The following is a 22,579-nucleotide window of genomic DNA, read 5'->3' as shown; positions in this document are numbered from 1 at the left end:
AGGAGCTGTGTGCGCCGGGCGAGGAGACGACATGAGTGACTGGAACGACAAGATCATTGCTGAGTTTCGTGCCAACGGGGGGCAGGTGGGCGGTCAGTTCACTGGGGCGCCGCTGCTGCTGTTGCACACGGTCGGCGCCAAGAGCGGCCAGCTTCGCGTGAACCCGATGATGTACCAGAAGGTGGATGGCGGCTACGCCGTGTTCGGCTCCAAGGCCGGTGCGCCCACCAATCCCGACTGGTATCACAATCTGCTCGCTCGTCCGCAGGTACGAGCGGAGATCGGTACGGAGACGGTCGAGTTGGTCGCCAGGGTTGCGGTGGACGACGAACGGGAACGGATCTGGAGCGCCCAGAAGGCCACGTATGCGGGCTTTGCCGACTACGAGCGGAAGACCACCCGTCAGATCCCAGTCGTCGTACTGGAACCTGCGCCATAGGCGGAGAAGGCGCGACCCCGGCGGTGCATGGTCAGGTCGCCAGAGGCCCTTGCCACTGCCCATCCTCACCGGATGTGAGGATCGATCACCCAGGTCCACCGGTGGCTGCGGCCGGTGAGGCCGAGGACCCGGTCGGTTAGGGGAGTACGGATGACCGACCCGGTCGGGTCGCTCGATCCTGGTCTTCGCGCTGGTCACCGACTTCAACGTCGTCAGGTACATCTTCTCCGCGACCTGCCAGTCACGCGCGTGAAGGTATGCACCCTCCTCGAGTCCACCATCGGAGCCCGGACGAAGCGCACCTCGGGTTGCCCGTCCAGCTCCACCGACCCAGGCAACACGAACCTCGCCCGGCTCGTCCAAGCCCTTACCGTTCATCGACGCCATTCAAGGGCGGCACTGGGGCTCAGACGCCTCGGCGGTAGGTCGTCGGCGTGAACCCCAACCGCTCACGGAACTCGCGGGTCAGGTGGGCGTGGTCGGTGTACCCGAGTTCGGTGGCGATCTGCGAGAGGAGAGCCGTCGGCTCCAGACGGACCCGCTGCGCGGCCTCCTGGAGACGTCGGCGCCGAATCATCTCGACCGGCGTGAGCCCGACATACCGGATGGCCAGCCGCTGCAGCGTACGCGGAGAGATGTGCAGGCGGCTCGCTGCGTCGGGGAGGGTTCGCACGTCGGGGTCGCTGTCGATCAGGTCGGCCATGGCATTGGCCAGCCGGCCTTCGCCGGAGGCGGGCAGGGCTCGGGCCGCCAGCCATTCGCTGAACGTCTCGACCGCTTCGACGTGACGGGCGTCCTGTTCGGGAACCCGCATGGCCTGGACAACCGCGCGGTGCAACTCCGGCGCCTCGATGAGACGTTCGGAGTCCCGAAGATCGGCGGGTGCGTCAACGAACAGGGGCACTGCGGCCGGGCGGAGCAGCGCGCCGACGGCCCAGCCGCGTCCGGTCAGGTCGCGATACGACAGCCGCGTGGTGGGTCCGGAGAGGCTGACCTGCGCGGGCTCGACCACCAGGTGGCAGGCCGGGTACGCGACCAGGTACTGGCGCGAGGAGTGGTCCGCAGCGAAATCCCACTCCGGGATCCAGAACCACCGCACCAGGTCGTCGAGATGCGGCGGCGGAGGCACCCGACGGAACGAGGGCAGCCGTGCCGGGTAGAGGATGCCGCGGGTCTCGGCGCTCATTTCGCGACCCTACGGCAAGGATGACGCGAATCGACAAGCGGCGCGGCGACCGGCGCTCGTAACGTTCTGCCTCATGAACGGTCAGCACACCACCAACGGCATACCGCACGGGTTTACGAGCCTGACCCCTTTCCTGGTGATACCGGAGGCCGCCCGGGCCATCGCCTTCTACCAGGACGTCTTCGGCGCCCGCGTCGTTGATGTCACCGAGATGGGCGGCGTCGTCGTCCACGCCGACCTCGACTTCGGCCAGGGACGCCTGCAGTTTGGCGAACCCAACCCTCAGTACCACCTCGTCGCGGCACCGGCCGGCGACGACGACTGCTACTCGGTGGGGCTGTACTGTTCCGACGCCGACGACCTCGTGGCCCGGGCGGAGAGCGCCGGCGCCACGGTACGCGAGCCCCTCGCGACGTTCGTCTCGGGCGACCGTTACGGCTCGATCCGCGATCCGTTCGGCGTCCGGTGGACCATCATGACGAGGGTCGAGGACCTGTCCCCGGAAGAAAGCACGCGGCGGGTCACCGAGTGGGCTTCCCAGCAGGGCTGACGCGTGCGGGTTACGTGGGGCCCCGGTCAGGTGGCGGGGAGGCGTACTTCGAATCGGCAGCCGCGGGCGGTGTTGCGTACGTCTACCCGGCCGCCGTGCGCTTCGACGAGGCCGCGCACGATGGCGAGGCCGAGTCCTCCTCCTCCGCCTGAGCCGGCCGCTCCGGGTGTGCGGGCGCGTTCACCTCGGAACGCGACGTCGAAGACCCGGTCCAGGTCTTCGCCGGGGATGCCGCCGCAGGTGTCGGAGACGGCCAGCCACACGTTGTCGGGTTCGTGGCCGGCGGCGATGTGTACGCTGCCGTCCTCCGGTGTGTAACGGACGGAGTTGATCAGCAGGTTGCTGACGATCCGGGCGAGTTCGCGTTCGCCGGCCCGGACGCTGGGCCAGCCGCTGTCCGCGGCGATCAGGTGGATGCGACGGCGGGCGGCGAGCGGCGCGACGCCGGCGATCGCGTCGGAAACCACGTCGCGTAACGGCACGGTGGTGGGCATGAGTCGCAGCGCGCCGGCGTTGATCCGGGACAGCTCGAACAGGTCGTCGACGAGCTGGGTCATGCGGTCGGTCTCCACCCGGATCCGCCGGTGGTATTCGTCGACGATGGCCGGGTCGTGGATGATGCGGTCCTCGAGGGCCTCGGCCATGGCCCGCAGCCCGGCCAGGGGGGTACGCAGGTCGTGTGACACCCAGGCCACCAGTTCCCGGCGGCCGGCCTCCAACCGACGTTCGCGTTCCCGGGCTGTCTGGGCCCACACCGCGGAAGCGGCCAGCCGGCTGCCGAAAACGGCGCCGACGGCGAGGCTGATCACCGCGGAGGCGCTGACCGTGACGAGGACGACCCACAGGTCGTGTCGGGACAGGAACATGGCCTGGGCGACCGTGGCGACGCCGGCGACCACGGCGAGCACGGTGACGGTGAGTAGTACCAGGAGGTGGAGAAGGATCGAGCGGCCACGGAGCAGCCGTAGGGTTGCGGCGCCGACCAGGCCGACGACACCTCCGGCGGTGAGCGCGTAGAGCCCGATGAGCAGCGTGTCGGTCACGGGCCGGCTTCCTCATCGAGAGGGTCGTAGCGGTATCCGACGCCCCAGACGGTGCGAATCCGGTGCGGTTCGGCCGGGTCGTTCTCGATCTTCTCGCGCAGCCGGCGGACGTGGACGGTGACCGTCGACTGGTCGCCGAACTGCCATCCCCACACCTTGTCCAGCAGGTCGCTGCGGGACCAGGCCTGCCCGGGATGGCGCATGAGGAAGATCAGCAGATCGATCTCCCGGGCGGTCAACGACAGTGGCGCGCCGTCGACCTTGGCGATGCGGCGGGCGGTGTCCACGGTCAGCGCCGCGTCGGTCAGCTTCGCGGGGACGGTGGAGTGGGCGGTGTGTGCGGCGGTACGGCGCAACACGGAGCGGATCCGCAGCACGAGTTCGCGGGGGGAGAACGGCTTGGTGACGTAGTCGTCGGCGCCGACCTCGAGCCCGAGGACACGGTCGGCCTCCTCACCGAGGGCGGTGAGCATGATCACCGGCAGGTCGGGCAGTTGTCGGCGGATCCGGCGGCAGACTTCGAGGCCGTCGATGCCGGGCATCATGAGGTCGAGTACCACGAGGTCGGGGCGTTGGGCGGCGATCGCGGCGAGGCCGTCGGCGCCGTCGGTGGCCAACTGGACCTGGCAGCCGGCCTGCTCCAGGTAACGCCGGACGACGTCACTGACCGTCAGGTCGTCGTCAACCACCAACACCCGGTGTCCCATCCCCACCACGCTATCGCCGGGATTCACCGACCACCTCCGTCGGGTCTTTCGGATTTCTTACGGACTGCCGCCGCCCCACGCGGCCGGCGAGGCAACACGCATGCCAGCAGCGTCGCGCCGGCGATGACGAGCAGGACGGCGACGAGATTGCGACCGTACGGCAACGGCAGCACCGACGCGTCGTCGGCGGCGCGTCCGAATCCCAGGGCGAGGGGGAGACCGACCACGGTGACCGCTGCGGCGGTGATCGCGGCAATCCGGACCGCCGGACGGTTACGCGCCGGGACGCGGGTCAGCGCGGCGCCGACGGCAAGGACCGCCGCCATCCAGACGGCGTCGTGGCCGACCAGCACGGCGGTCAGGAAGAGCAGCACGCCGGCCGGTGCCAGGTCGCTGTCGGTGAGAGCGCCGACGACGGCGTACGCCATGAGCAGACAGCCACCGATGATCAATCCGGTCCGGGTCTTCATCGTGGCTCGCGTACGGTGATCCGGCTGATCCACTTGGTCTGCAATACGCCGGGCCGGTTCGGCGCCATCAGCCGCGCCGGATAGCCGTGGTCGATGTGCAGGGGTTCGCCGCCCAGCCGCAGCGCGACCAGGGTCAGCGGGTCAAGGACGTGTTCCGGCGGCACGGTGCAGGTGCGGTACCGTCCGCCCACCTGCAGTGACTCGACCAGGGCGTGCGCGTGTCGCGGATCGGCACCCACGAGCGTGACCAGATCGCGCAACCGCACGCCGGTCCACGTCGCGGTGGCACTCCAGCCCTCCACACAGGCGATCGGCAGGTCCGCCGTGTGCTGCGGAAGTCGGTAGAGGGCGGCGAGGTCCAGGCTGACGCCCCGACCGGGTCCGATGACCCGCAGCCGGTACGCCGGATCGAGCGCTGCGGCGCGTACGCCGGCGCCGTTCGCGGTCCTGTTCACCGGTACGCCCTGCGGTCCCACATCGGGATGCCGTGGGGCGAGCACCGCTAGACCGGCGAGCGGCCGGATCGTCTGGCCGACCGTGGTCAGGGTGATCAGACCGGATGCGGCGGCGAGGCCGCCGAGCAGCCCGCGCCGGCTCAGCCCGTCCTGCCGAGGTTCGCGGGTGGGGCGGATGAGTGCGGCGCGGACAGCCGGCAGGTGGACGCCGATGTGTACCAACAGCCCGCCGACCGTCAGCCAGGCCACCCAGTAGTGCCCGGCGGTGAAGAAGAACGGCATCGGCGCATACCAGCGGGCGATGTTGAGGACGCCACTGACCAGCAGGAACAGTGCTGCGGCGACCAGCACCCCGGTGCCCGCGCGTTCGGCCGCGTGGGCGATCGAGCGGGCCGGCGGCCAGCTGAACAGGCGCGGGTAGACCGACCACAGCTTGGCGCCGAGCAGCGGTATCGAGGCGAGACCGGTCGCCACGTGCACACCCTGGGTGAACCGGTAGAGCCCGACCGGTCGGGCCGGCCACCAGAACCAGCCCGGTGGATGCTGGATCAGGTGACTGAGCAGGCCAGTTAGGAAGCAGAAGCCGAACGCCACGCCGAGGGCGGCGCCGAGCTGACTGGTCAGTCGGGCCGACCGCAACCCGGACCGGAACACCCCGGGGCGCATCGGTCCGCGCCGCAGAGCCACCGGCGGTGCCGGCAGTGGTGCCAGACACCACTGGGCGAGCCGCCGCAGCACCGTCGATCGACCGGTCACCGGGGTGTCAGGGTGGCGAACCATCTGCCCCCCTCGGTCCAGGTGTGGAGAACGCGCATCGCCGTGGCCTCGGCCAGCCCGGGAAGATTGTCGAGGGGGACGCAGGCCCAGCGCAGCGAGCGGGCACCTTCCGGGGTCTGCACCGTCGCAGTGCCTGACCAGGCGGGCGTGCCGGCCGGCGCCAGCTCCGTATGGAGATGCCCTTCGGCGGCGAGCAGTTGGCGGCAGCGGCGGAGCAGCCGGTACGGGTCACCGCCGATGCCGATGTTGCCGTCGGCCAGCAGCAGGTGGCGCCAGCGACCGGTACCGGGCACTGGACCGAAGACGTCGCGTTGCAGCGCGGGCGCGCCGCGTCGGCGGGCCAGGCGGACCGCGCTGGCACTGAGGTCGATGCCGAGTACCGTTCGGCCGGCGTCGGCGAGTGCGCTGGTCAGTCGCCCGGGACCGCAGCCGACGTCGAGGGTGTGGCCGGTGCAGGCGGCGATCAGCGCGCCGTCCCCGGCGATCACGTCGCGGCACCAGGCGGCCGGGTCGAATCGGTACACGGCGCCGCTGGCGTGCCGGGCCGTGAACCCGGCCGGGATGCCCGCCGCAGCCCGGTCTATCGCGGTGTCGAAGACCGCGACGGCGTTCACCGGGCAACCACTACGGGCAGTGGCACGTCGGTGGCGACAGCACGGGCGAATCGGCTCTCCGGCGGACACAGCGTGGCCACGGCGTGGGCGTCGGCCGCGGTGTCCACGTCGCGCAGCCGAGGCATCAGGTGCACCCGCAGGCCGCGGCGGCGCAACGCGATCAGGGTGCGCCGGCCGGTGGACGCCGTGGAGGTCGCGATGGTGCGCAGCACGGTGGCGTGGCCGGGGTCGCGCAGGCCCAACGTCCACCAGCCGCCGTCGGTGGCGGGGCCGAGGACCGCGTCCGGGCCGCCCGGCGTGCCGAGCAGCTCTCGGGCCGTGTCGAGGTGGTCGGCGGCGAGCTGTGGGGTGTCCATGCCGATCAGGACGGCGGGCGTGCCGGGTGTCCGCGAGTCCGCGAACGCGTTGGCGAGGCGGTCGCCCAGGGAACCGCCTCTTTGGGTGAGCATCGCCCACCCTGCGGGGGCGAGGTAGTCGCCGTCCAGGACGAGGACCCGGGAGCTGGCTGCGGCGGTGGTGACGGTGTCGAGGGTGTCGGCCAGGGCGGCGGCGGCGATCCGGGCCGCCTGCTCGGGGGTGCAGGGTGGGCAGAGTCGCGTCTTGACCCGTCCTGGTGCCGGCGCCTTGGCCAGCACCAGAACCCGGGGAGCACTCACCGGGCCAGCACCGCGCTCATGTCGCGGATGGCGCGGGCGGTGCCGAGCAGGGTGCCGGTCACCTTCGATCGGGTGCCGGCGGCCCTCGGGTGGTAGTCGACGTCGATCTCGACCACGCGCCATCCGGCCCGATCGGCGGCGATCAGCAGTTCCAACGGGTACCCGAATCGGCGGTCGCGCAGTCCCAGCGCCAGCAGGTCGTCGCGGCGCACGGCCCGGATGGGCCCGATGTCGTGGACGTCCAGGTCGGTCGTGCGGCGCAACCGGTGCGCGAGGACGGCATTGGCGGCCCTGGCATGCAGCGGCCACACCCCCCGCCCGGTCGGGCGGCGCCGGCCGGTGGCCAGTTGCGCCTGCCCGCTGCGGACGTGACCGGCCAGCCGGGGCAACTGCGCCGGGTCGAACGAGCCGTCGGCGTCCATCACGCACACCACCCCGTCGGCGGGGTCCGCCGCCACGACACCGGCGTGCACGGCGGCACCGTATCCGGGCTCGGTCACGCTGATGACTTCCGCGCCGTGGGCGCGGGCCACCCCGGCCGAGTCGTCGGTCGAGCCGTTGTCCACCACGATCGGCCGGTAGCCGGCCGGTATCCGGGCCAGCAGGCCGGGCAGTGCCGGAGCCTCGTTCCGGCAGGGAAGAACCACATCGGTCATGTGGCGGACGCTAACCAGGATCGAGCGGGTGAGGTATTACCGGCCGATGATGAAGTCTTACGAACCGCTGACGGCTTCCCGCCACGGCCGCCTTCAGTGCCTGGCTGGTTCTAGCGTCAGTGCGTGCCTCACGTACTCGTCACCGGCGGAGCCGGTTTCATCGGGACCCATGTCGTCACCGCGCTGCACCGCGCGGGTCATCAGGTGGCCGTCGTGGACGCCGGCCATCCCGCCGCGCACCGTGTGCCACTGCCACACACCGTGGCTGGTGTCCCGCTGAGCCGCATCGACCTGCGTGACCGGGCCGCCGTCGCAGGCGCACTGGCCGACGTCGACGTGGTCGTGCACCAGGCGGCCATGGTCGGGCTCGGCGTGGACCTCGACGACCTTCCCGAGTACGTCGGCTGCAACGACCTGGGTACCGCCGTGCTCCTCGCCGAGATGGCCCGCGCGGGTATCCACCGGCTCGTGCTGGCCAGCTCGATGGTCGTCTACGGCGAGGGTGCCTACACGTGCGCCCAACACGGTGCGGTCCGCCCCGCCCCACGCGCTGCCGTGGACCTGGCCGCCAGCCGGTTCGAGCCCGCCTGCTCCACCTGTGGCGCAGTCCTAAAGCCGGAGCTCATCGACGAGGAGGCACCGGTGGACCCACGTAGCGTCTACGCCGCCACCAAGGTTGCCCAGGAGCACCTCACCGCGGCCTGGTGCCGGCAGACCGGCGGAACCGTGGTCGCGTTGCGGTATCACAACGTGTACGGGCCCGGCATGCCGCGCGACACGCCGTACAGCGGGGTCGCGGCGATCTTCCGCTCCGCGCTGGCGGCCGGCCGGGCGCCTCGGGTGTTCGAGGACGGCTGCCAGCGACGGGACTTCGTTCACGTCGACGACGTGGCGGCGGCCAATCTGGCCGCGGTGGCCGCGACCGGAGGCCGTACCGGCTGGCGTGCCTACAACATCGCCTCCGGCCACCCGGCCACCATCGGGCAGATGGCCGCCGAACTCGCGCGGGCCGCTGGCGGGCCCGTGCCGGTGGTCACCGGCGATTTTCGGCTCGGCGACGTGCGCCACGTGGTCGCCTCACCGGCACGTGCCCAGGCCGAACTCGGGTTCCGCGCGGCCGTCCGCCTCGCCGACGGAGTCAGGCAATTCGCCCACGCACCACTGCGCGGATGATGGCGGTCCTCGCCCGGCTGCGGCGCGACGCCGGGCGGGCGGACCTGCTCGCCGTCCTGGTCGCCGTCGGGCTGTTCGCTGTGGCTGCCGCTGTCGGCGGTCTGCTCTACCTGCTGGGCCGTCCGGTGCATGCCGGCGCGGCGCCGCTGTACGCGCACTGGCGGCCGCACGTCGGCATCGGCACCCCGCTGGCGCTGGGGGTGGCCGTGCTGGTCTGCTGGCGCGGACCCGCGCTGGCAGCGCGGCTGCCCTGGCGGCGGCTGCTCGCCCTGTCCTACGCCACCGCGGTGGCCTGGATATTGTCACTGGCCCTGATCGACGGCTGGCAACGCGGCATCGCCGGTCGGTTGACCACCCGCCACGAATACCTGCACGAGGTCCCCGGCGTCACCGACGTCCCCGCAGTGCTGCGCGACTTCACCACCCGGATCCTCGACTTCCAACCGGACTCCTGGACCACCCATGTTTCCGGGCACCCGCCCGGAGCGCTCCTGGTGTTCGTCTCGCTCGACCGGGTCGGGCTGGGCGGTGGCGGCTGGGCAGGTGTGCTGTGCATCCTGGTGGCGGCGCTCGTCGCCGTCGCCGTGCCGCACACCGTGCGGCTGCTCGGCACCGACGAAGCCGCGCGTGTCGTGCTGCCCTTCGCGGCGCTGTTTCCCGGGGCGGTGTGGTCCGGGGTATCCGCCGACGGCCTGTTCGCCGGCGTGACCGCCGCCGGCGTCGCGTTGCTGGCGTACGGGGTCACCCGGGGTAGCGCGGTCGGCGCGTTCGGCGGTGGCGTGCTGCTGGGTTTCGGCTGCTACCTCTCCTACGGGCTGGTGCTGGTGGTCCCGCTCGCGCTGGCAGTCGTGCTGCTGGGTCACCGGCACCGAACCGCCACATGGTGGGCGCTCGGGGGTGCGGCACTGGTGGTGGGCGCCTTCACGGCTACCGGCTTCGACTGGCTGACCGGCTATCACCTGGTCATCGAGCGCTACTACCAGGGCATCGCCAGTCGGCGCGCGTACGGCTACTGGGTGTGGGCCAACCTCGCAACCCTCGCCGTCGCCGCGGGCCCGGCGACCGCCGTCATCCTCCGCCGGGCAGCAGTCACCGGATGGCAGGGGATCTCGTCGCTGCGACCAGTGGCGGGCATCCTGCGGTTGCCACGCGGCAGCCCCGGGTACGCCACATGGCTGTTGCCCCTCGCTGCTGCGGCGGCCATCGTCGCCGCAGACCTGTCCGGCTACAGCAAGGCCGAGGTCGAACGCATCTGGCTGCCCTTCACTTGCTGGTTCATGGCGGGTGCCGCCCTGATTCCCCACACCGGCCGCCGCAGGTGGCTCGCCGCGCAGGCAGCGGTGGCCCTCGCGGTCAATCACCTGCTCCTGACGGCATGGTAGGCGTGGCCCGACCATGAGGAGCACTCATGAGAAGTGGTTTTCGACAACTGAAAGGTGGCCGGTGTGTCCCCACTCGCGGAACTTGCCGTCATCGGCGGCTCGGGTCTCTACGCGCTGCTCGACGGCGCCACAGAACACGTCGTCCAGACACCGTACGGCGTTCCCTCCGATGCGGTGACGATCGCCGATGTGGGCGGCCGTACGGTGGCGTTCCTCCCCCGGCACGGCCGGGACCACCGGCATCCTGCGCACCGGATCCCCTACCGGGCCAACCTGTGGGCGTTGCGGTCTCTCGGGGTACGCCAGGTGCTCGCGCCGTGCGCCGTGGGCGGTCTGCGGCCGGAACTCGGGCCCGGCACGTTTGTGGTGCCCGACCAGCTCATCGACCGGACCAGCGGCCGGGCGCAGACCTACTACGAGCGGGATGCGGTGCACCTTTCCTTCGCCGACCCGTACTGCCCGGTCGGCCGGGGTGCCCTGCTGGCCGCTGCCGCCGGGCGGGGTGTGGACGCGCACGACGGCGGGACCATGGTGGTGGTGGAGGGGCCGCGGTTCTCCACCCGTGCCGAATCCCGGTGGTACACGGCGATCGGCGGCGCGGTCGTCAACATGACCGGCCACCCGGAGGCGGTGCTCGCGCGGGAGTTGGCCCTCTGCTACAGCTCGATCGCCCTGGTGACCGATCTGGACGCCGGGGTGCAGAGCGGTCACGGGGTGACCCAGGAGGAGGTGTTCCGGGTCTTCGGCGAGAACACCGAGCGGCTGCGAGGTTTGCTGCTCGACGCCATCGACGTGCTCCCGGCCGAGCGGGACTGCCCCTGTCCGCGCAGCCTGGACGGCATGAAGCTCCCGATCGAGCTGCCCTGAACGTGTCGACCTCGACATTGCTGTCGGTCCGGCATCAGTGGCCGGTGCTGAGGGTGCCGGCGAGAGTGCCGTGGATGGCCGCGCTGGGCGTGTTCAGCTCGACGATTTCAACAGTTTTACCCCGTGCCGCGTATTTTGTGGTGATGGCGTCGAGTGCGGCGACGGACGAGGCGTCCCACACGTGGGCGTGGGTCATGTCGATGATGACGTTGTCCGGGTCGTTCGCGTAGTCGAACTGGTAGACGAGATCGTTGCTGGAGGCGAAGAAGAGTTCGCCGTGTACGGAGTAGATGCGGGTGCTGCCGTCGGGGTCCAGCACGCTGGTGACCTCGACGAGGTGGGCGACTCGGCGGGCGAAGATGACCATGGCGGTGAGTACCCCGGCGATGACGCCGATGGCGAGATTGTGGGTGGCGAGCACCGCGCCGACGGTGGTGATCATGACGAGGGTCTCGCCGAGTGGCATGCGCTTGAGGGTGGCGGGGGCGACGGAGTGCCAGTCGAACGTGGCGACAGCGACGATGATCATCACGGCGACGAGGGCGGCCATGGGGATCACCGCGACCACGTCGCCGAGGCTGACCACCAGAATGAGCAGGAACACGCCGGCCAGGAAGGTGGACAGCCGGGTGCGGGCGCCGGATGCCTTCACGTTGATCATCGTCTGGCCGATCATCGCGCAGCCGCCCATACCGCCGAAGAAGCCGGTGACGATGTTGGCCACGCCCTGGCCCCAGGACTCGCGGGTCTTGTTGGAGTGGGTGTCGGTGATGTCGTCGACGAGTTTGGCGGTCATCAGCGACTCCATCAGTCCGACCAGCGCCACGCCGAAGGCGTAGGGGGTGATCAGGGTCAGGGTCTGTGTCGTCCACGGGATCTGCGGCAGGCCGAGCGTGGGCAGGCTGTTCGGCAGTTCACCCTGGTCACCCACGGTGGGTACCGCTACGGCGGCGACCACCGTGATCACGGTGAGGGCGACGATGGCGACCAGCGGGGCGGGGACGGCTCTGGTCAGTCGGGGTAGCCCGACCATGATCGCCAGAGCGAGGGCGACGAGAGGGTAGACCAGCCACGGTACGCCGAGCAGGTGCGGGACCTGGGCGGCGAAGATCAGGATGGCCAGGGCGTTTACGAAGCCGACCATCACGCTGCGCGGAATGAATCGCATCAGTTTCGCCACCCCGAGCACGGCCAGCAGTACCTGGATCGCGCCGCCGAGGATCACCGCGGCGATCAGGTAGTCAAGCCCGTGCTCGCGGGCCAGCGGTGCGACGATCAGGGCGATCGCGCCCGTCGCGGCGCTGATCATGGCTGGTCGGCCGCCGCAGATCGAGATGACCACGGCCATGGTGAACGAGGCGAACAGCCCGACGCGGGGATCCACGCCGGCCAGGATGGAGAAGCTGATCGCCTCGGGAATCAGGGCCAGGGCGACGACCAGGCCGGCGAGGACCTCGGTGCGGAACACCTTCGGCGACAGCCAGGGCGGTCGGGACAGACGCGGCCGAAAGGCCGCGGACAGCATCGAAGACATACAGCCGTTTCCGTTCAGGGTGTGCCCACCAGGCGCACACGTGTGGCCGCACCTGTCAGGGCAGCGGCGTATTATTCGCACATCAGTACCGGTCGGACGTTTCTGGACCGTTTCCGGGCATCGTCGCCCGGAGAAAGGCCGAGAGGGGCCGTAGCCGCACCTCGACGACCTGCACGAAATCTACCGTCTGGTGAGGGTAGAGTCCGACCAACGTGATGATCACCACTGCCGGTCCGCCGGTGTCGGGCCGGGTGGTGTGCCGGCGGACTGCTCTCGCTCCCGGTGGTGCCGGTGAGCGTGAATGGCAGTTGTCTGGTGGGGGCCACCGGGTTGCGGGGTGATCGGGAGGTGGGACGGAAGCGATGGGTGGTGGTGCGTTGCGGCAGATCGGTGAGGTGGCGGAGCGGACTGGGTGAGTCTGCGCACGATCCGCTACTACGAGGAGGTCGGCTTAATCGTGCCCTCCGCGCGCAGTCAGGGTGGCTTCCGCCTCTACACCGACGCCGACGTGGACCGGCTCCAGGTGGTCGAGCGGATGAAGCCGCTGGAGTTCAGTCTGGAGCAGATGCGCGAGCTGCTGGTGATTTCTGATCGGCTGCCTGGGATGTCCGGCTGTCGAGCGGGAGCGGCTGCTCGACACCCTTGCCGGCTACCGTGAGGCTGTTCACGAGCGGTGCGTCGCGTTGCGGTCGCAGCTTGCCACGGCGGAGGAGTTCGCGGCGACCCTGTCTGGTCATCTGGGCGTGTCGGGGTCCTCCAGCGCCACTCGGGCTGCTACCGGCGCCTGAGCGTCTGTCTCGTCCTTGATTGGGCATCCCTGACGTGAAGGTGTTGTTCCGGCTGGGTCGGCGTGGAAGGGGGTGGGTGAGTGCCGTCGGTGGCAAGCGTGGCTGGGGTTGTGGCGGAGGCGGCGCGGCGGCGGACGTTTGCGGTGATTTCGCATCCTGATGCCGGGAAGTCGACTATCACGGGAGGCGCTCGCGTTGCATGCCGAGGTGATCGGGGAGGCCGGTGCGGTGCACGGTAAGGCCGGTCGTAGGGGGGCGCCTCCGCGGCGTCGGCGACGCCGAGGTACTCACCCGCGTCCGGGACGGCGCCCTGCTCGCCCTGTTCACCACCGGCTGGCGGATGCGCTCCATCGACGACAGCCGCCCCGGCCTCACCCTCGATGAACTCCCCGCCGCCGGATAGCCGCCCCGCACCCCACGGTCGCGACCGCACATGCCGTCCTGATGCTCGACCCGCTACGTCAAAGCGGCTCCGTGACATTCTGGTCCGACCCGTCAGCCGTGCGACGGGCGAGGTGGAGAAGGTCGTCGACACTCCACTGATCATCCGCTTGGTGGCCGTACTTGTGGGCGTGGACGCGGCCGTCGGTGCCGATGAGGAAGTCGGCGGGCAAGCCGAGGGCGGTTTCCCCGCGACCAGGGGGTGTGAACTTGCCCGAGGCCACGCCGCGCAAGGCTGCGAGCCAGGTTCGTGGGTGCAGCGCCGCCCACGGTGAGGTGTCGACGCCGAAGCGGGCGTAGAGGCGGCGATGTGGATCGGCGACGGCGGCGAAGGGTAGGTCGCCCTGGTACGGGAGCATGGCGGCGGTTGTGGAGTGGAAGACGGCGACCTCCCGGATGCCAGCGGCGACAATGTCGTCATGCCGGCGGGTGACGGAGCGCAGGTGCAGGTTGCAGATGGGGCAGCCGGCGAAGCGGCGGAATTGCAGGTGGACCAGGCGGTCCGGGTCGGGAATCCGGACCGGTCGCCCGGTGATCGTGGTGAGGTCGAGTGGGCCGACGCGTTGTCCGTTGTGGATCTTGGATCTGGCGATGGTGTCGTCTCCTTCGTTGCTTAGGTGGGCTGGGCGAGGCGGGGCCAGGGGTAGCCGTTGGCCTCGGCTTCGGATAGGGATTCGCGGACGGCGGTCCGCCAGTCCTCGTGCGGGGTGTAGCCGAGTTTGCGGGCGGCGTGGTCGGTGGGGCAGTCCCAGTCTTCGGAGACGTGCACCAGGGAGCGGGTCAGGAAGGGATCGGAGCCGGACAGGACAGGGTGCAGCTTCTCCATCAGCCATGCGAAGGCGTAGCCGGCGGCGTACGGGACGCTGAACCAGGGGCGCGGGGAGCCGGTCTCGTCAGCGATGAACTCGATGACTTGGCGGGTGGTGGGCGACGTCGGGCCGCAGATGTTGAACGACTCGTAGTCGTCGAGCCCATCGGTGGTCGCGGCCAGTGCGTACGCCTCGCCTAGGTCGCTGCCGCCGACGAGCGCGAGGCGGGCGCGTCCGCCGGCGAGCCAGGGCACGAGGCGGGTGCGTAGCCGGGGTACGAGAGCCGGCACCAAACCGAGTGTGTTACCGGCGCCGACGAAGTGCCCGAGGCGCATGGTGACCATCTGGGTGCCGCGGTCGCTGCTGCGGCGCATGTGGTCGTCGAGGTCGATCAGCCGGTCGAGGTGGGGCCAGAAGCCGGTGCGGCGGGTCGGGGCGAAGTCGTCGATCGGTCCGCCGTCGGCGGGACGCGCGGCGATCGCGATCGTGCTGGTCTGGATGAAGCGGCGGACGCCGCGGTCGATGGCCCGGTCGATCAGGTCCCGGTTGGGCTCGAAGAACTGGCGGCGCTCCAGCTCGGCGTGGCCCCAGAAGGCGCCCCAGGTGCCGGCGTGGCAGACCACGTCGATTGAGTCGACTACCGCCTTGCGATATCCGGGGTCGCGCAGGTCGCCGACACGGGCCTCGCCGGTGAAGGCCGGGGGCAGCCGGTCGGGCGTGCGGCAGGCGGCGACGAGGGTGACGTTGGGGCGCGCGGCCAGCGCGGCGAGGATGTTGCGGCCGAGGAAGCCGGTGGCGCCGGTGACCAGCACTCGCGTGGCGCGCGACCGGGGACTCATGCCGTCGTCCCGGTCGGGCTGCCGGCGGCGCACATCCTGCTGATCGATGCGCCGAAGGCGCGGTGGTCGATGTCCCAGGGGTCGAACCGTTGGTGGTCGAGTAGGGGTGTCACGGCTGCTCCTTTGCTGGTGCGGGTTGGGGATTACAGACTTTGGATCCAGCCGGTGAGCCTGGAGGTCTCCCGGTCGATGTAGCCGGGGTCGCCGAGGCTGTGGGCGATCAACGACACGCCCTGCAGCGCGGAGAGCAGGTGCAGGGCCAGGTCGGCGGCGTCGGCGTCGTAGCCGAGCGTCCGGAATTGCCTTGCCAGCCAGCCCAGCAGCTCGGCGAAGATGGCCCCGGCCCGCTCGGCAAGGGGACCGCCCGCCTTGTGCAGCTCGGCACAGAGCGTGCCGACGGGGCAGCCGCTGCCGGCCAGCACCGCACGGTTGTCGGCCGTCATCTGCACGAACGCCGTCAGCCGTGACTGCGCGTCACCGGCCTGCTCCCACCGCGTGCGCAGGGTGGCGTAGTGCCCGGCGTGTTCGGCGACGAGGGCGTCGCCGATGGCGTCCTTGGTTTTGAAGTAGTAGTAGACGTTGCCCAGCGGCACCCCGGCCGCGCCGGCGATGTCTGCGAGCGTGGTCCGGGCGAATCCCTGCTCATGCACGAGCCGGACGGCGGCCTCGATCAGCCGGCTGCGTTTGTCGGATTGGCGGTTCACCACCTCATCCCACCACCCCTCAGTTAGCTAGCTAACTTATGCGAGTGTTAGGAGATCGTCAAGCAGGGGCAACCTCCCGGCCCTGGTGATGAGTTGTCGCGTCCGCATCCGTCATACCTAGGACGGGACACGGCAAGGCGGAAGGATGACGTGATGAGTGCGGACAGGCGGCTGGAGGAGCTGGGCGGAACCGGTCTGGGCGAGGTTGACGAGCCGGCCTTCTCGGGGCTGGCGCGGCGGCACCGGCGGGAGCTGCACGTGCACTGCTACCGGATGCTCGGGTCGTTCGAGGACGCCGAGGACACCGTGCAGGAGACGTTCCTGCGTGCCTGGCGGAGGCGGGAGACCTTCGAGGGGCGGTCGACGTTCCGGGCCTGGCTGTACCGGATCGCCACCAACGCCTGCCTGGACCTGCTGGCCAAGTGCCGCCCGGAGCCCGCGACCGGCGGCGAGGTGCTGTGGCTGCAGCCCTACCCGGACCGGCTGCTCGACGAGCTGCCCGCAGGCGACGCGGACGAGCCGGAGACCGTCGCCGTAGCGCGGGAGACGATCGAGCTGGCGTACCTGGTCGCGGTCCAGCACCTCGCACCCCGTCCGCGGGCCGCGCTGATCCTGAGGGACGTTCTCGGCTGGCCGGCGAAGGACGTCGCGGAGCTGCTCGGGGACTCCGTCAACTCCGTGAACAGTGCGCTACAGCGGGCCCGCGCCGGCATGCGGGAACACCTGCCGACCGAGCGGCAGGACTGGACCGGCGGCGAGGAGGACGCCGGGACGCGCGAGCTGGTACGCCGCTACACCGACGCCAGCGTGACCACGGACATCGACGGGCTCGCCACCCTGCTGCGCGACGACGTCCGCTGCTCGATGCCGCCCACGCCCGGCCTGCATGTCGGCCGCGACGCAGTGGTGAACGACTGGGTCCAGAGCGGCTTCCAGGGAATGAGGGGCCTGCGTGCCGTACCGACCTGCGTGAACCGGCAGCCCGCAGTCGCCTTCTATCTGTGGCGGGGGCAGGCGGCCGGGTACCTGCCGCTGACGATCGACGTCCTGCGCGTCACCGGCGGGGCGATCACCGAGATCATCACGTTCCACGACGACCGGTTCCCCCGGCTCGGGCTGCCCGCGCGCCTGCCGGCGGACGGCACCGAGTAGTCCGGAGTGGCCGCTCGCGCCGCACGGCGGAGCGCGTGCCGCGGTGCGGTGACCACAGGTCCAGCGACGTGATCTGCGCGTTGGGGTCTCGACCCAACTCTTCGTGATCGTCGCACCGACCAAGACCTCCGTCCGACCACCCTTCTCGCCGCGTGATCAGCCGGCGACCGCTGCCGCCACCGCCTGCTCCAGGATGCCGAGGCCCTCGGCCAGTTCCTGATCCGTCGACGTCAGGGGTGGCATGAGCTTCACCACCTCGTCCACGGACCCGGACCTCTCCACCAGCAGTCCACGGCAAAAGGTCTCCCGGGCGACCCGTTCGGCCATGTGGGGTTTCCGGAAGGCCAGGCCCCACACCAGGCCGCGACCACGTGACGCCGCTATGTGTGCCGGGTGCCGAGCGGTGAGTTCCCCTAGGCTCTCATCGAGCAGGATCTCCCGTTCCGCGGTCTGCTTCTCCAGTTTGCTGTCGGTCCAGAACTCGTTCAGTGCGGCGGCTGCCGTGATGAAGGCGGAGTTGTTGCCGCGGAATGTTCCGTTGTGTTCGCCGGGTTGCCATACGTCGAGTTCGGTGCGGAACAGGGTGAGGGACATCGGCAGGCCGTACCCGCTGATGGACTTGGACAGGCAGACGATGTCGGGGGTGATCCCGGCGTGTTCGAAGCTGAAGAACGGGCCGGTGCGGCCGCAGCCCATCTGGATGTCGTCGATGATCAGGAGGATGTGGCGGCGGGCGCACAGTTCGGCGAGATCGGCGAGCCAGGTCGCGCGGGCTGGGTTGATGCCGCCTTCGCCCTGTACGGTCTCCACGATGACGGCGGCGGGTAGGTCCATTCCGCTGCTGCGGTCGCCGAGCATGGTGTCGAGCAGGGTGAGCCCGGAGATCTGGCCGCCGGCGAAGCCGTCGTAGGGAATGCGCCAGGTATGCCCGAGTGGAACGCCGGCGCCTGCGCGTTTGGTGGCGCTTCCGGTGATGGCCAGCGAACCGAGCGACATGCCGTGGAAGGCGCCGGTGAAGGCGACGATGGTGTGGCGTCCGGTTACTTTGCGGGCGAGCTTCAGCGCGGCCTCCACGCTGTTGGTTCCGGTGGGTCCGGGGAACTGGACGCGATAGTCCAGGCGGCGTGGGACGAGTACCCGCCCAGCGAACTCGGTCAGAAAGTCCTGTTTGGCGGCGGTCAGCATGTCGAGGCTGTGGGTGACGCCGTCCTGCTCGAGGTAGTCCAGCAGGGCTCGTTTGAGCACCGGGTGGTTGTGGCCGTAGTTGAGGGCGCCGGCGCCGGCGAAGAAGTCGAGGTAGACGCGGCCGTCGCGGGCGAACATACGGCTGCCTTGCCCGCGGTCGAACACGACCGGCCAGTCCCGGCAGTAGCTACGGACCTCGGACTCGATTGTCGCGGCGGTCATGATGTCTCCATAGGGTTGTAGACCGGGCGGCCCGAGCGCTCGCTGGCGAATGTGGAAGCGACGCCGAAGACGCGTTCACCATCGCGGAGACGACCGGCCGCAGGACCTGCTCGCGGCGCTGAACGACAGGAAGCTCTGGTGCCGACCCGCCACACCGCGCTCGGCGGTCGACGGGTCGGCGTGGTGAGGTCCGACCTCGGCTTTCAGGTCTGAGCCATCTGCTCCCGGAGGCTCCGTGGCCGCATGTCCGACCACACCTTCCCGATGTGATCCAGGCACTCCTGCTTCGACCCGGACGTCCCCTCCGCGGTCCAGCCGAGCGGCAGCTCCCGGTCGGCCCACCAGATCGAGTACTGCTCCTCGTCGTTGCGCACGACGCGGTAGACACCGTCGTCAGTCATGACCCCTCCGGCGTGGTCGGGTGATCCGAGATTGTCAGCCGATACTGCCGGTGCGACCCGTGTCGCCGATAGAGACGAACGCGCAGACGCGTGGTGCGGCTCCGTCCCTGTTCGACGGCCCGCCGAGTCGCCCAGGCTCTGGGTGCGGCGGAACGCCACCTGGAAGGGGGCCCGACATGGCCGAGCGACGCCACCTGATCTCTGTCGGCGACCTCACCGACGACCAACTGCGCTGGATCGTCCAGCGCGGCGCCGAGTACTCGTGTGGCTCTGCGGGAGCACCCCGGCCGCTGTCCGACACGGTCGTCGGTCTGTTGTTCCGTAGGACGTCCACCCGTACCCGGACCGCGTTCTCCGCCGGCGCACTGCGTCTTGGCGCCGAACTGATCACGTACGGCCCCGACGACCTGCAACTGGCCACCGGCGAGTCCGTCGAGGACACCGGGGCGGTCCTCTCCGGGATGCTCGACGTTCTGGTCGCCCGGACCGCCGGGCCGGAGGCCGAGCTTCGGGCGTACGCCGCCCAGAAACGCATGTCGGTGATCAACGCGATGAGCGCGGTCGAACACCCGACGCAGGCCCTCGCCGATCTCACCACGATCGTGCGGCACTTCGGTCGGGTCGAGGACATCCGGGTGCTGTACGTGGGGGAGGGGAACAACACCGCCTCGGCGCTGACGCTCGCGCTGTCCCGATACCCCGGCACCGAGCTGCACCTGCGCACCCCGCCCGGGTACGGCGTCGAGCAGAGATACCTCGATCAGGCGGCGGCGTCCGCCCGACGTGGTGGCGGGCGCGTCGAGCAGCGGCACGATCTGTCTGGTCTGCCACCGGTCGATGTCGTCTACACCACCCGGTGGCAGACCACGGGATCGACGAAGCCGACCCCCGACTGGCGGTCCGCATTCGCCCCGTTCCAGGTCGACGAGGCGCTGATGGCAACCTGCGCGGGCGCGGTGTTCATGCATGACCTGCCGGCACACCGGGGCGAGGAGGTGACCGGGGCGGTGCTCGACGGACCCGCGAGCATCGCCTTCACCCAGGCCGAGAACAAGTACCACAGCGCCCGTGCGGTCCTTGAGTGGTGCGCCGCCGACCGGTCGAGCGGCGGAGCGGTGCTGTGACCAGCTTCCTCGACGACATCCTCATCCACGCCGCGACCCGGCCCGACGCGCCGGCGATCGTCACCCCGGACACCGTCGTGTGCTACCGGGACTTCGCCGCCCGGACCGATCGGCTGGCCCGGGCGCTGGTCGCCCGGGGCGTCGGACCGGAGCAGGTCTGCGCGGTCATGGTCGACCGGGGCCCGGCGGCAGTCATCGCGATGGCCGCCGTGCTTCGAGCCGGCGGCGCCTTCCTCACCCTCGACGCACAGCTACCCGACAAGCGGCTGGCGGGCATGGTCCGCACCGCCCAGGCCAGGTTCCTGGTCACCACGCCAACCCGGGCCGGGCACCTCGACCTCCTCCCCATCGACGGCCCGACCGTATTCGTCAACGCTCCTGACGTGCCGGCGCCCCTGCGACCGCTGTCGCCCCGTTCGCTCGCCTACGTGAGTCACACCTCCGGCTCGACCGGGCCACCGAACGCCGTACTGCTTGAGCACCGCGGCGTGACCAACTACCTACGGTTCATCGTCGACGACTACGGACTTGATCCGGACACCGTGGTGCTGCAGCTCGCGCCCTTCGGGTACGACGCCTCGATCCGCGACACGTTCGCTCCCCTCGTCGCCGGCGGGCAGGTGGTCCTGGTGCCGCGCTCCACCCTGTTGCGTAACCGCGGGTTCGTCGCGGCCCTCCGTGAGTGGGGGGTGAACACGATTCTCTCGGCCACTCCGACGTTCCTGACGTCGCTGCGCCGAAGCGACCTGCCCGACCTGCGGTTGACCGTCTCCAGTGGCGAGTCGCTGCGACCGTTCCTCCTCGCCGGCGGCCGGGACTGCCTGCGCGGACGGATGGTCAACCAGTACGGTCCGACCGAGACCACGATGACCTCGACACGATTCGACGTGCCGCCGGTCCCCGACTCGACGGTCGACCTGATCGGAACACCGATCGACGGTGTCAGCGTCCACCTGCTCGACGACGATCTGCGCACCGTCCCCGACGGCGGTGTCGGCGAAGTGTGGATCGGTGGATGTGGCGTCGCGCGCGGGTACGGCGGCCAACCGGCGTTGACCGCGGACCGGTTCGTGCCGGACCCCCACGGCGCGCCCGGCACGCGCATGTATCGCACCGCAGACCTGGCGCGCCGGCTGCCCGACGGTGACCTCGTGTACCTCGGGCGCATCGACCGGCAGTTCAAGGTCCGCGGATACCGGATCGACCCGGCCGAGATCGAGGGCGCGCTGCTGGCCCATCCCGCCGTCACCGGCGCGGTGGTCACCGCGGATACGGATGCCGGCGGCCGGGTCTTCCTCGTCGCGCACGTCGCTGGCGCGTCGGCGGAGGTGACGGACTCTGTCCTGCGCGCACATCTCGCGACGACGCTGCCCCACCACATGATCCCGCGACGGTTCGCCCGGATCGACACCGTACCCACGACCGTCAGCGGCAAGACCGACCGCAGGGCGATCAGCGTGGACGGGCAATGAGGACGACAGGCATCGTGCCCACCCTCGCGGATGTGCGCACGGCCGCCGACCGGATCACGGGGCTGGTGGATCGTACCCCGGTGCTGGCCCTGGACTCGCGGGTGCTGCTCAAGGCCGAGCACCGGCAGCGCGGCGGCTCGTTCAAGGCCCGGGGCGCGGCGAACGCGATGCTCGGGCGGTACGCGGACGAGGTGGTGGCCGGTTCGTCCGGCAACCATGGCATCGCCGTCGCCATGCTGGGTGCCGCATTGGGTATCAGGGTGACGATCGTGATGGCCGCCGGGGCCAGCGGCGGCAAGGCACACGCGATCCGCTCGCTCGGCGCCGATGTACTTCAGGTGGACGGCGGCGTCGTCGAACGCGACCGCCGGGCCGAGGACATCGCCGTGGCGACCGGAGCGGTCCTCGTGCCGTCCTCCGATGATGAGCTGGTGGTGGCCGGGGCCGGCACCGTCGGGCTCGAGGTGTTCGAGGATGCGCCGGACGTGTCGACGGTCTTCGTGCCGACCGGCGGCGGTGGCCTGCTGGCCGGCGTGTGCCTGGCCGCCTCGGCGCTGTCCCGAGCGGTCCGGGTCGTGGGGGTGGAGCCGATGTCCGCCCGCCGTTACGCCGTCTCGGTTGCCCGAGGTACGCCGACGGAGCTGCCGCCGTCCATGACGATTGCCGACGGCCTCCGAGGTCAACGACCCGGCGTGGTTCCCTGGCTGATCATTCGGCACCGGGTCGACGATCTGATCGGCGTGACCGACGGCGCGATCAGTCACGCACTGGGTGTCCTCCGCCGCGCTGGTGTCAGCGCGGAGCCGAGCGGCGCGGTGGCGCTGGCCGGCGCGCTACGGCGCGGATTCTCCGGCCGTGCGGTGGCGATCGTGTCCGGTGGAAACAGCACGGTCGGCACCGGCGGCAGAAGAACAGAAGAACCTCCGGCAGAAC

At 70.4% G+C, this 22,579-nt stretch carries 24 protein-coding genes and 2 pseudogenes; 12 read left to right on the top strand and 14 right to left on the bottom strand.

Annotated elements, in window-relative coordinates:
• Positions 1 to 31 precede the first annotated feature (31 nt).
• Complete coding sequence (locus ACFHWY_RS18660; protein WP_416581485.1) at positions 32 to 439, top strand: nitroreductase family deazaflavin-dependent oxidoreductase; 408 nt, start codon at positions 32 to 34, stop codon at positions 437 to 439.
• Between the two features lie 406 nt (positions 440 to 845).
• On the opposite strand, the gene ACFHWY_RS18655 is transcribed toward ACFHWY_RS18660, so the two are convergent.
• Positions 846 to 1,625, bottom strand: coding sequence for a helix-turn-helix domain-containing protein (locus ACFHWY_RS18655; protein ID WP_416581484.1), 780 nt, complete (start codon positions 1,623 to 1,625; stop codon positions 846 to 848).
• 73 nt (positions 1,626 to 1,698) lie between these two features.
• Here ACFHWY_RS18655 and ACFHWY_RS18650 point away from each other — a divergent pair, with 73 nt between their 5' ends.
• Positions 1,699 to 2,175, top strand: coding sequence for a VOC family protein (locus tag ACFHWY_RS18650; RefSeq protein ID WP_416581483.1), 477 nt, complete (start codon positions 1,699 to 1,701; stop codon positions 2,173 to 2,175).
• 26 nt (positions 2,176 to 2,201) lie between these two features.
• Here ACFHWY_RS18650 and ACFHWY_RS18645 read toward each other — a convergent pair whose 3' ends face one another.
• From ACFHWY_RS18645 to ACFHWY_RS18615, 7 genes are read right to left on the bottom strand one after another with little or no spacing between them, the layout of a single operon-like run.
• The gene (locus ACFHWY_RS18645; protein ID WP_416581482.1) at positions 2,202 to 3,218 is read right to left on the bottom strand and encodes a sensor histidine kinase; all 1,017 of its coding nucleotides are present in this window, start codon (positions 3,216 to 3,218) and stop codon (positions 2,202 to 2,204) included.
• Positions 3,215 to 3,925: a response regulator transcription factor gene (locus tag ACFHWY_RS18640; RefSeq protein WP_416581539.1), complete on the bottom strand. Its 711-nt coding sequence runs from the start codon at positions 3,923 to 3,925 to the stop codon at positions 3,215 to 3,217. Before ACFHWY_RS18640 ends, ACFHWY_RS18645 begins: the two co-directional genes overlap by 4 nt.
• Before the next feature lie 23 nt (positions 3,926 to 3,948).
• Positions 3,949 to 4,395: a hypothetical protein gene (locus ACFHWY_RS18635; protein WP_416581481.1), complete on the bottom strand. Its 447-nt coding sequence runs from the start codon at positions 4,393 to 4,395 to the stop codon at positions 3,949 to 3,951.
• Entirely contained in the window at positions 4,392 to 5,606 is a 1,215-nt protein-coding gene (locus ACFHWY_RS18630; RefSeq protein WP_416581480.1) for a molybdopterin-dependent oxidoreductase, read from the bottom strand. The genes ACFHWY_RS18635 and ACFHWY_RS18630 overlap by 4 nt, the downstream gene beginning before the upstream one ends.
• Positions 5,603 to 6,241: a class I SAM-dependent methyltransferase gene (locus ACFHWY_RS18625; RefSeq protein ID WP_416581479.1), complete on the bottom strand. Its 639-nt coding sequence runs from the start codon at positions 6,239 to 6,241 to the stop codon at positions 5,603 to 5,605. The genes ACFHWY_RS18630 and ACFHWY_RS18625 overlap by 4 nt, the downstream gene beginning before the upstream one ends.
• Positions 6,238 to 6,897 (bottom strand): TIGR04282 family arsenosugar biosynthesis glycosyltransferase, encoded by a 660-nt coding sequence (locus tag ACFHWY_RS18620; protein WP_416581478.1) that lies wholly within the window; start codon positions 6,895 to 6,897, stop codon positions 6,238 to 6,240. Before ACFHWY_RS18620 ends, ACFHWY_RS18625 begins: the two co-directional genes overlap by 4 nt.
• The gene (locus ACFHWY_RS18615) at positions 6,894 to 7,553 is read right to left on the bottom strand and encodes a glycosyltransferase family 2 protein (protein ID WP_416581477.1); all 660 of its coding nucleotides are present in this window, start codon (positions 7,551 to 7,553) and stop codon (positions 6,894 to 6,896) included. The genes ACFHWY_RS18620 and ACFHWY_RS18615 overlap by 4 nt, the downstream gene beginning before the upstream one ends.
• Positions 7,554 to 7,676: 123 nt before the next feature.
• On the opposite strand from ACFHWY_RS18615, the gene ACFHWY_RS18610 reads away from it, so the two are divergent.
• The 3 genes from ACFHWY_RS18610 to ACFHWY_RS18600 all read left to right on the top strand — a co-directional run bounded on the left by ACFHWY_RS18610 (position 7,677) and on the right by ACFHWY_RS18600 (position 10,975).
• Positions 7,677 to 8,726, top strand: coding sequence for an NAD-dependent epimerase/dehydratase family protein (locus tag ACFHWY_RS18610; protein ID WP_416581476.1), 1,050 nt, complete (start codon positions 7,677 to 7,679; stop codon positions 8,724 to 8,726).
• Positions 8,723 to 10,108: a hypothetical protein gene (locus ACFHWY_RS18605; RefSeq protein WP_416581475.1), complete on the top strand. Its 1,386-nt coding sequence runs from the start codon at positions 8,723 to 8,725 to the stop codon at positions 10,106 to 10,108. The genes ACFHWY_RS18610 and ACFHWY_RS18605 overlap by 4 nt, the downstream gene beginning before the upstream one ends.
• A gap of 63 nt (positions 10,109 to 10,171) precedes the next feature.
• On the top strand, positions 10,172 to 10,975 hold the full coding sequence (locus ACFHWY_RS18600) for an S-methyl-5'-thioadenosine phosphorylase (protein WP_416581474.1): 804 nt from the start codon (positions 10,172 to 10,174) through the stop codon (positions 10,973 to 10,975).
• Between the two features lie 34 nt (positions 10,976 to 11,009).
• On the opposite strand, the gene ACFHWY_RS18595 is transcribed toward ACFHWY_RS18600, so the two are convergent.
• Positions 11,010 to 12,509, bottom strand: coding sequence for a SulP family inorganic anion transporter (locus tag ACFHWY_RS18595; RefSeq protein WP_416581473.1), 1,500 nt, complete (start codon positions 12,507 to 12,509; stop codon positions 11,010 to 11,012).
• A gap of 362 nt (positions 12,510 to 12,871) precedes the next feature.
• On the opposite strand from ACFHWY_RS18595, the pseudogene ACFHWY_RS18590 reads away from it, so the two are divergent.
• Together ACFHWY_RS18590 and ACFHWY_RS18585 are read left to right on the top strand one after the other, a co-directional pair.
• Positions 12,872 to 13,297: pseudogene (locus tag ACFHWY_RS18590) on the top strand (MerR family transcriptional regulator).
• 223 nt (positions 13,298 to 13,520) lie between these two features.
• Positions 13,521 to 13,700, top strand: a complete 180-nt coding sequence (locus ACFHWY_RS18585) for a hypothetical protein (protein ID WP_416581472.1) — start codon at positions 13,521 to 13,523, stop codon at positions 13,698 to 13,700.
• 58 nt (positions 13,701 to 13,758) lie between these two features.
• Here ACFHWY_RS18585 and ACFHWY_RS18580 read toward each other — a convergent pair whose 3' ends face one another.
• The gene (locus ACFHWY_RS18580) at positions 13,759 to 14,136 is read right to left on the bottom strand and encodes a hypothetical protein (protein ID WP_416581538.1); all 378 of its coding nucleotides are present in this window, start codon (positions 14,134 to 14,136) and stop codon (positions 13,759 to 13,761) included.
• Here ACFHWY_RS18580 and ACFHWY_RS18575 point away from each other — a divergent pair.
• Positions 14,113 to 14,355, top strand: a complete 243-nt coding sequence (locus ACFHWY_RS18575) for a hypothetical protein (protein WP_416581543.1) — start codon at positions 14,113 to 14,115, stop codon at positions 14,353 to 14,355. The two genes, ACFHWY_RS18580 and ACFHWY_RS18575, sit on opposite strands and share 24 nt — an antisense overlap.
• On the opposite strand, the gene ACFHWY_RS18570 is transcribed toward ACFHWY_RS18575, so the two are convergent.
• Entirely contained in the window at positions 14,352 to 15,386 is a 1,035-nt protein-coding gene (locus ACFHWY_RS18570; RefSeq protein WP_416581471.1) for an NAD-dependent epimerase/dehydratase family protein, read from the bottom strand. The two genes, ACFHWY_RS18575 and ACFHWY_RS18570, sit on opposite strands and share 4 nt — an antisense overlap.
• A gap of 143 nt (positions 15,387 to 15,529) precedes the next feature.
• Positions 15,530 to 16,090, bottom strand: a complete 561-nt coding sequence (locus ACFHWY_RS18565; RefSeq protein ID WP_416581470.1) for a TetR/AcrR family transcriptional regulator — start codon at positions 16,088 to 16,090, stop codon at positions 15,530 to 15,532.
• A gap of 153 nt (positions 16,091 to 16,243) precedes the next feature.
• On the opposite strand from ACFHWY_RS18565, the gene ACFHWY_RS18560 reads away from it, so the two are divergent.
• Positions 16,244 to 17,242, top strand: a complete 999-nt coding sequence (locus ACFHWY_RS18560; RefSeq protein WP_416581469.1) for an RNA polymerase subunit sigma-70 — start codon at positions 16,244 to 16,246, stop codon at positions 17,240 to 17,242.
• 156 nt (positions 17,243 to 17,398) lie between these two features.
• Here the strand turns inward: ACFHWY_RS18560 and ectB are convergent, their stop codons facing one another.
• Both ectB and ACFHWY_RS18550 read right to left on the bottom strand, forming a co-directional pair.
• Complete coding sequence (gene ectB / locus ACFHWY_RS18555; protein WP_416581468.1) at positions 17,399 to 18,649, bottom strand: diaminobutyrate--2-oxoglutarate transaminase; 1,251 nt, start codon at positions 18,647 to 18,649, stop codon at positions 17,399 to 17,401.
• Between the two features lie 203 nt (positions 18,650 to 18,852).
• Complete coding sequence (locus ACFHWY_RS18550; protein WP_416581467.1) at positions 18,853 to 19,050, bottom strand: MbtH family protein; 198 nt, start codon at positions 19,048 to 19,050, stop codon at positions 18,853 to 18,855.
• 176 nt (positions 19,051 to 19,226) lie between these two features.
• Here ACFHWY_RS18550 and ACFHWY_RS18545 point away from each other — a divergent pair, with 176 nt between their 5' ends.
• From ACFHWY_RS18545 to ACFHWY_RS18535, 3 genes and pseudogenes are all read left to right on the top strand, one after another.
• Positions 19,227 to 20,174, top strand: coding sequence for an ornithine carbamoyltransferase (locus ACFHWY_RS18545; RefSeq protein WP_416581466.1), 948 nt, complete (start codon positions 19,227 to 19,229; stop codon positions 20,172 to 20,174).
• Positions 20,171 to 21,646 (top strand): amino acid adenylation domain-containing protein, encoded by a 1,476-nt coding sequence (locus ACFHWY_RS18540; protein WP_416581465.1) that lies wholly within the window; start codon positions 20,171 to 20,173, stop codon positions 21,644 to 21,646. The genes ACFHWY_RS18545 and ACFHWY_RS18540 overlap by 4 nt, the downstream gene beginning before the upstream one ends.
• A pseudogene (locus tag ACFHWY_RS18535) lies at positions 21,643 to 22,578 on the top strand (threonine ammonia-lyase); the annotation flags it as partial. The gene ACFHWY_RS18540 and the pseudogene ACFHWY_RS18535, both read left to right, overlap by 4 nt.
• Position 22,579 lies beyond the last annotated feature (1 nt).

The organism is Micromonospora sp. LOL_024, assembly GCF_048060415.1.
In the GTDB taxonomy this organism is placed as follows: Bacteria; Actinomycetota; Actinomycetes; order Mycobacteriales; family Micromonosporaceae; genus Micromonospora.
Note: the sequence above shows the minus strand (reverse complement) of the source record. Positions and strands in the feature narration are given on the sequence as shown.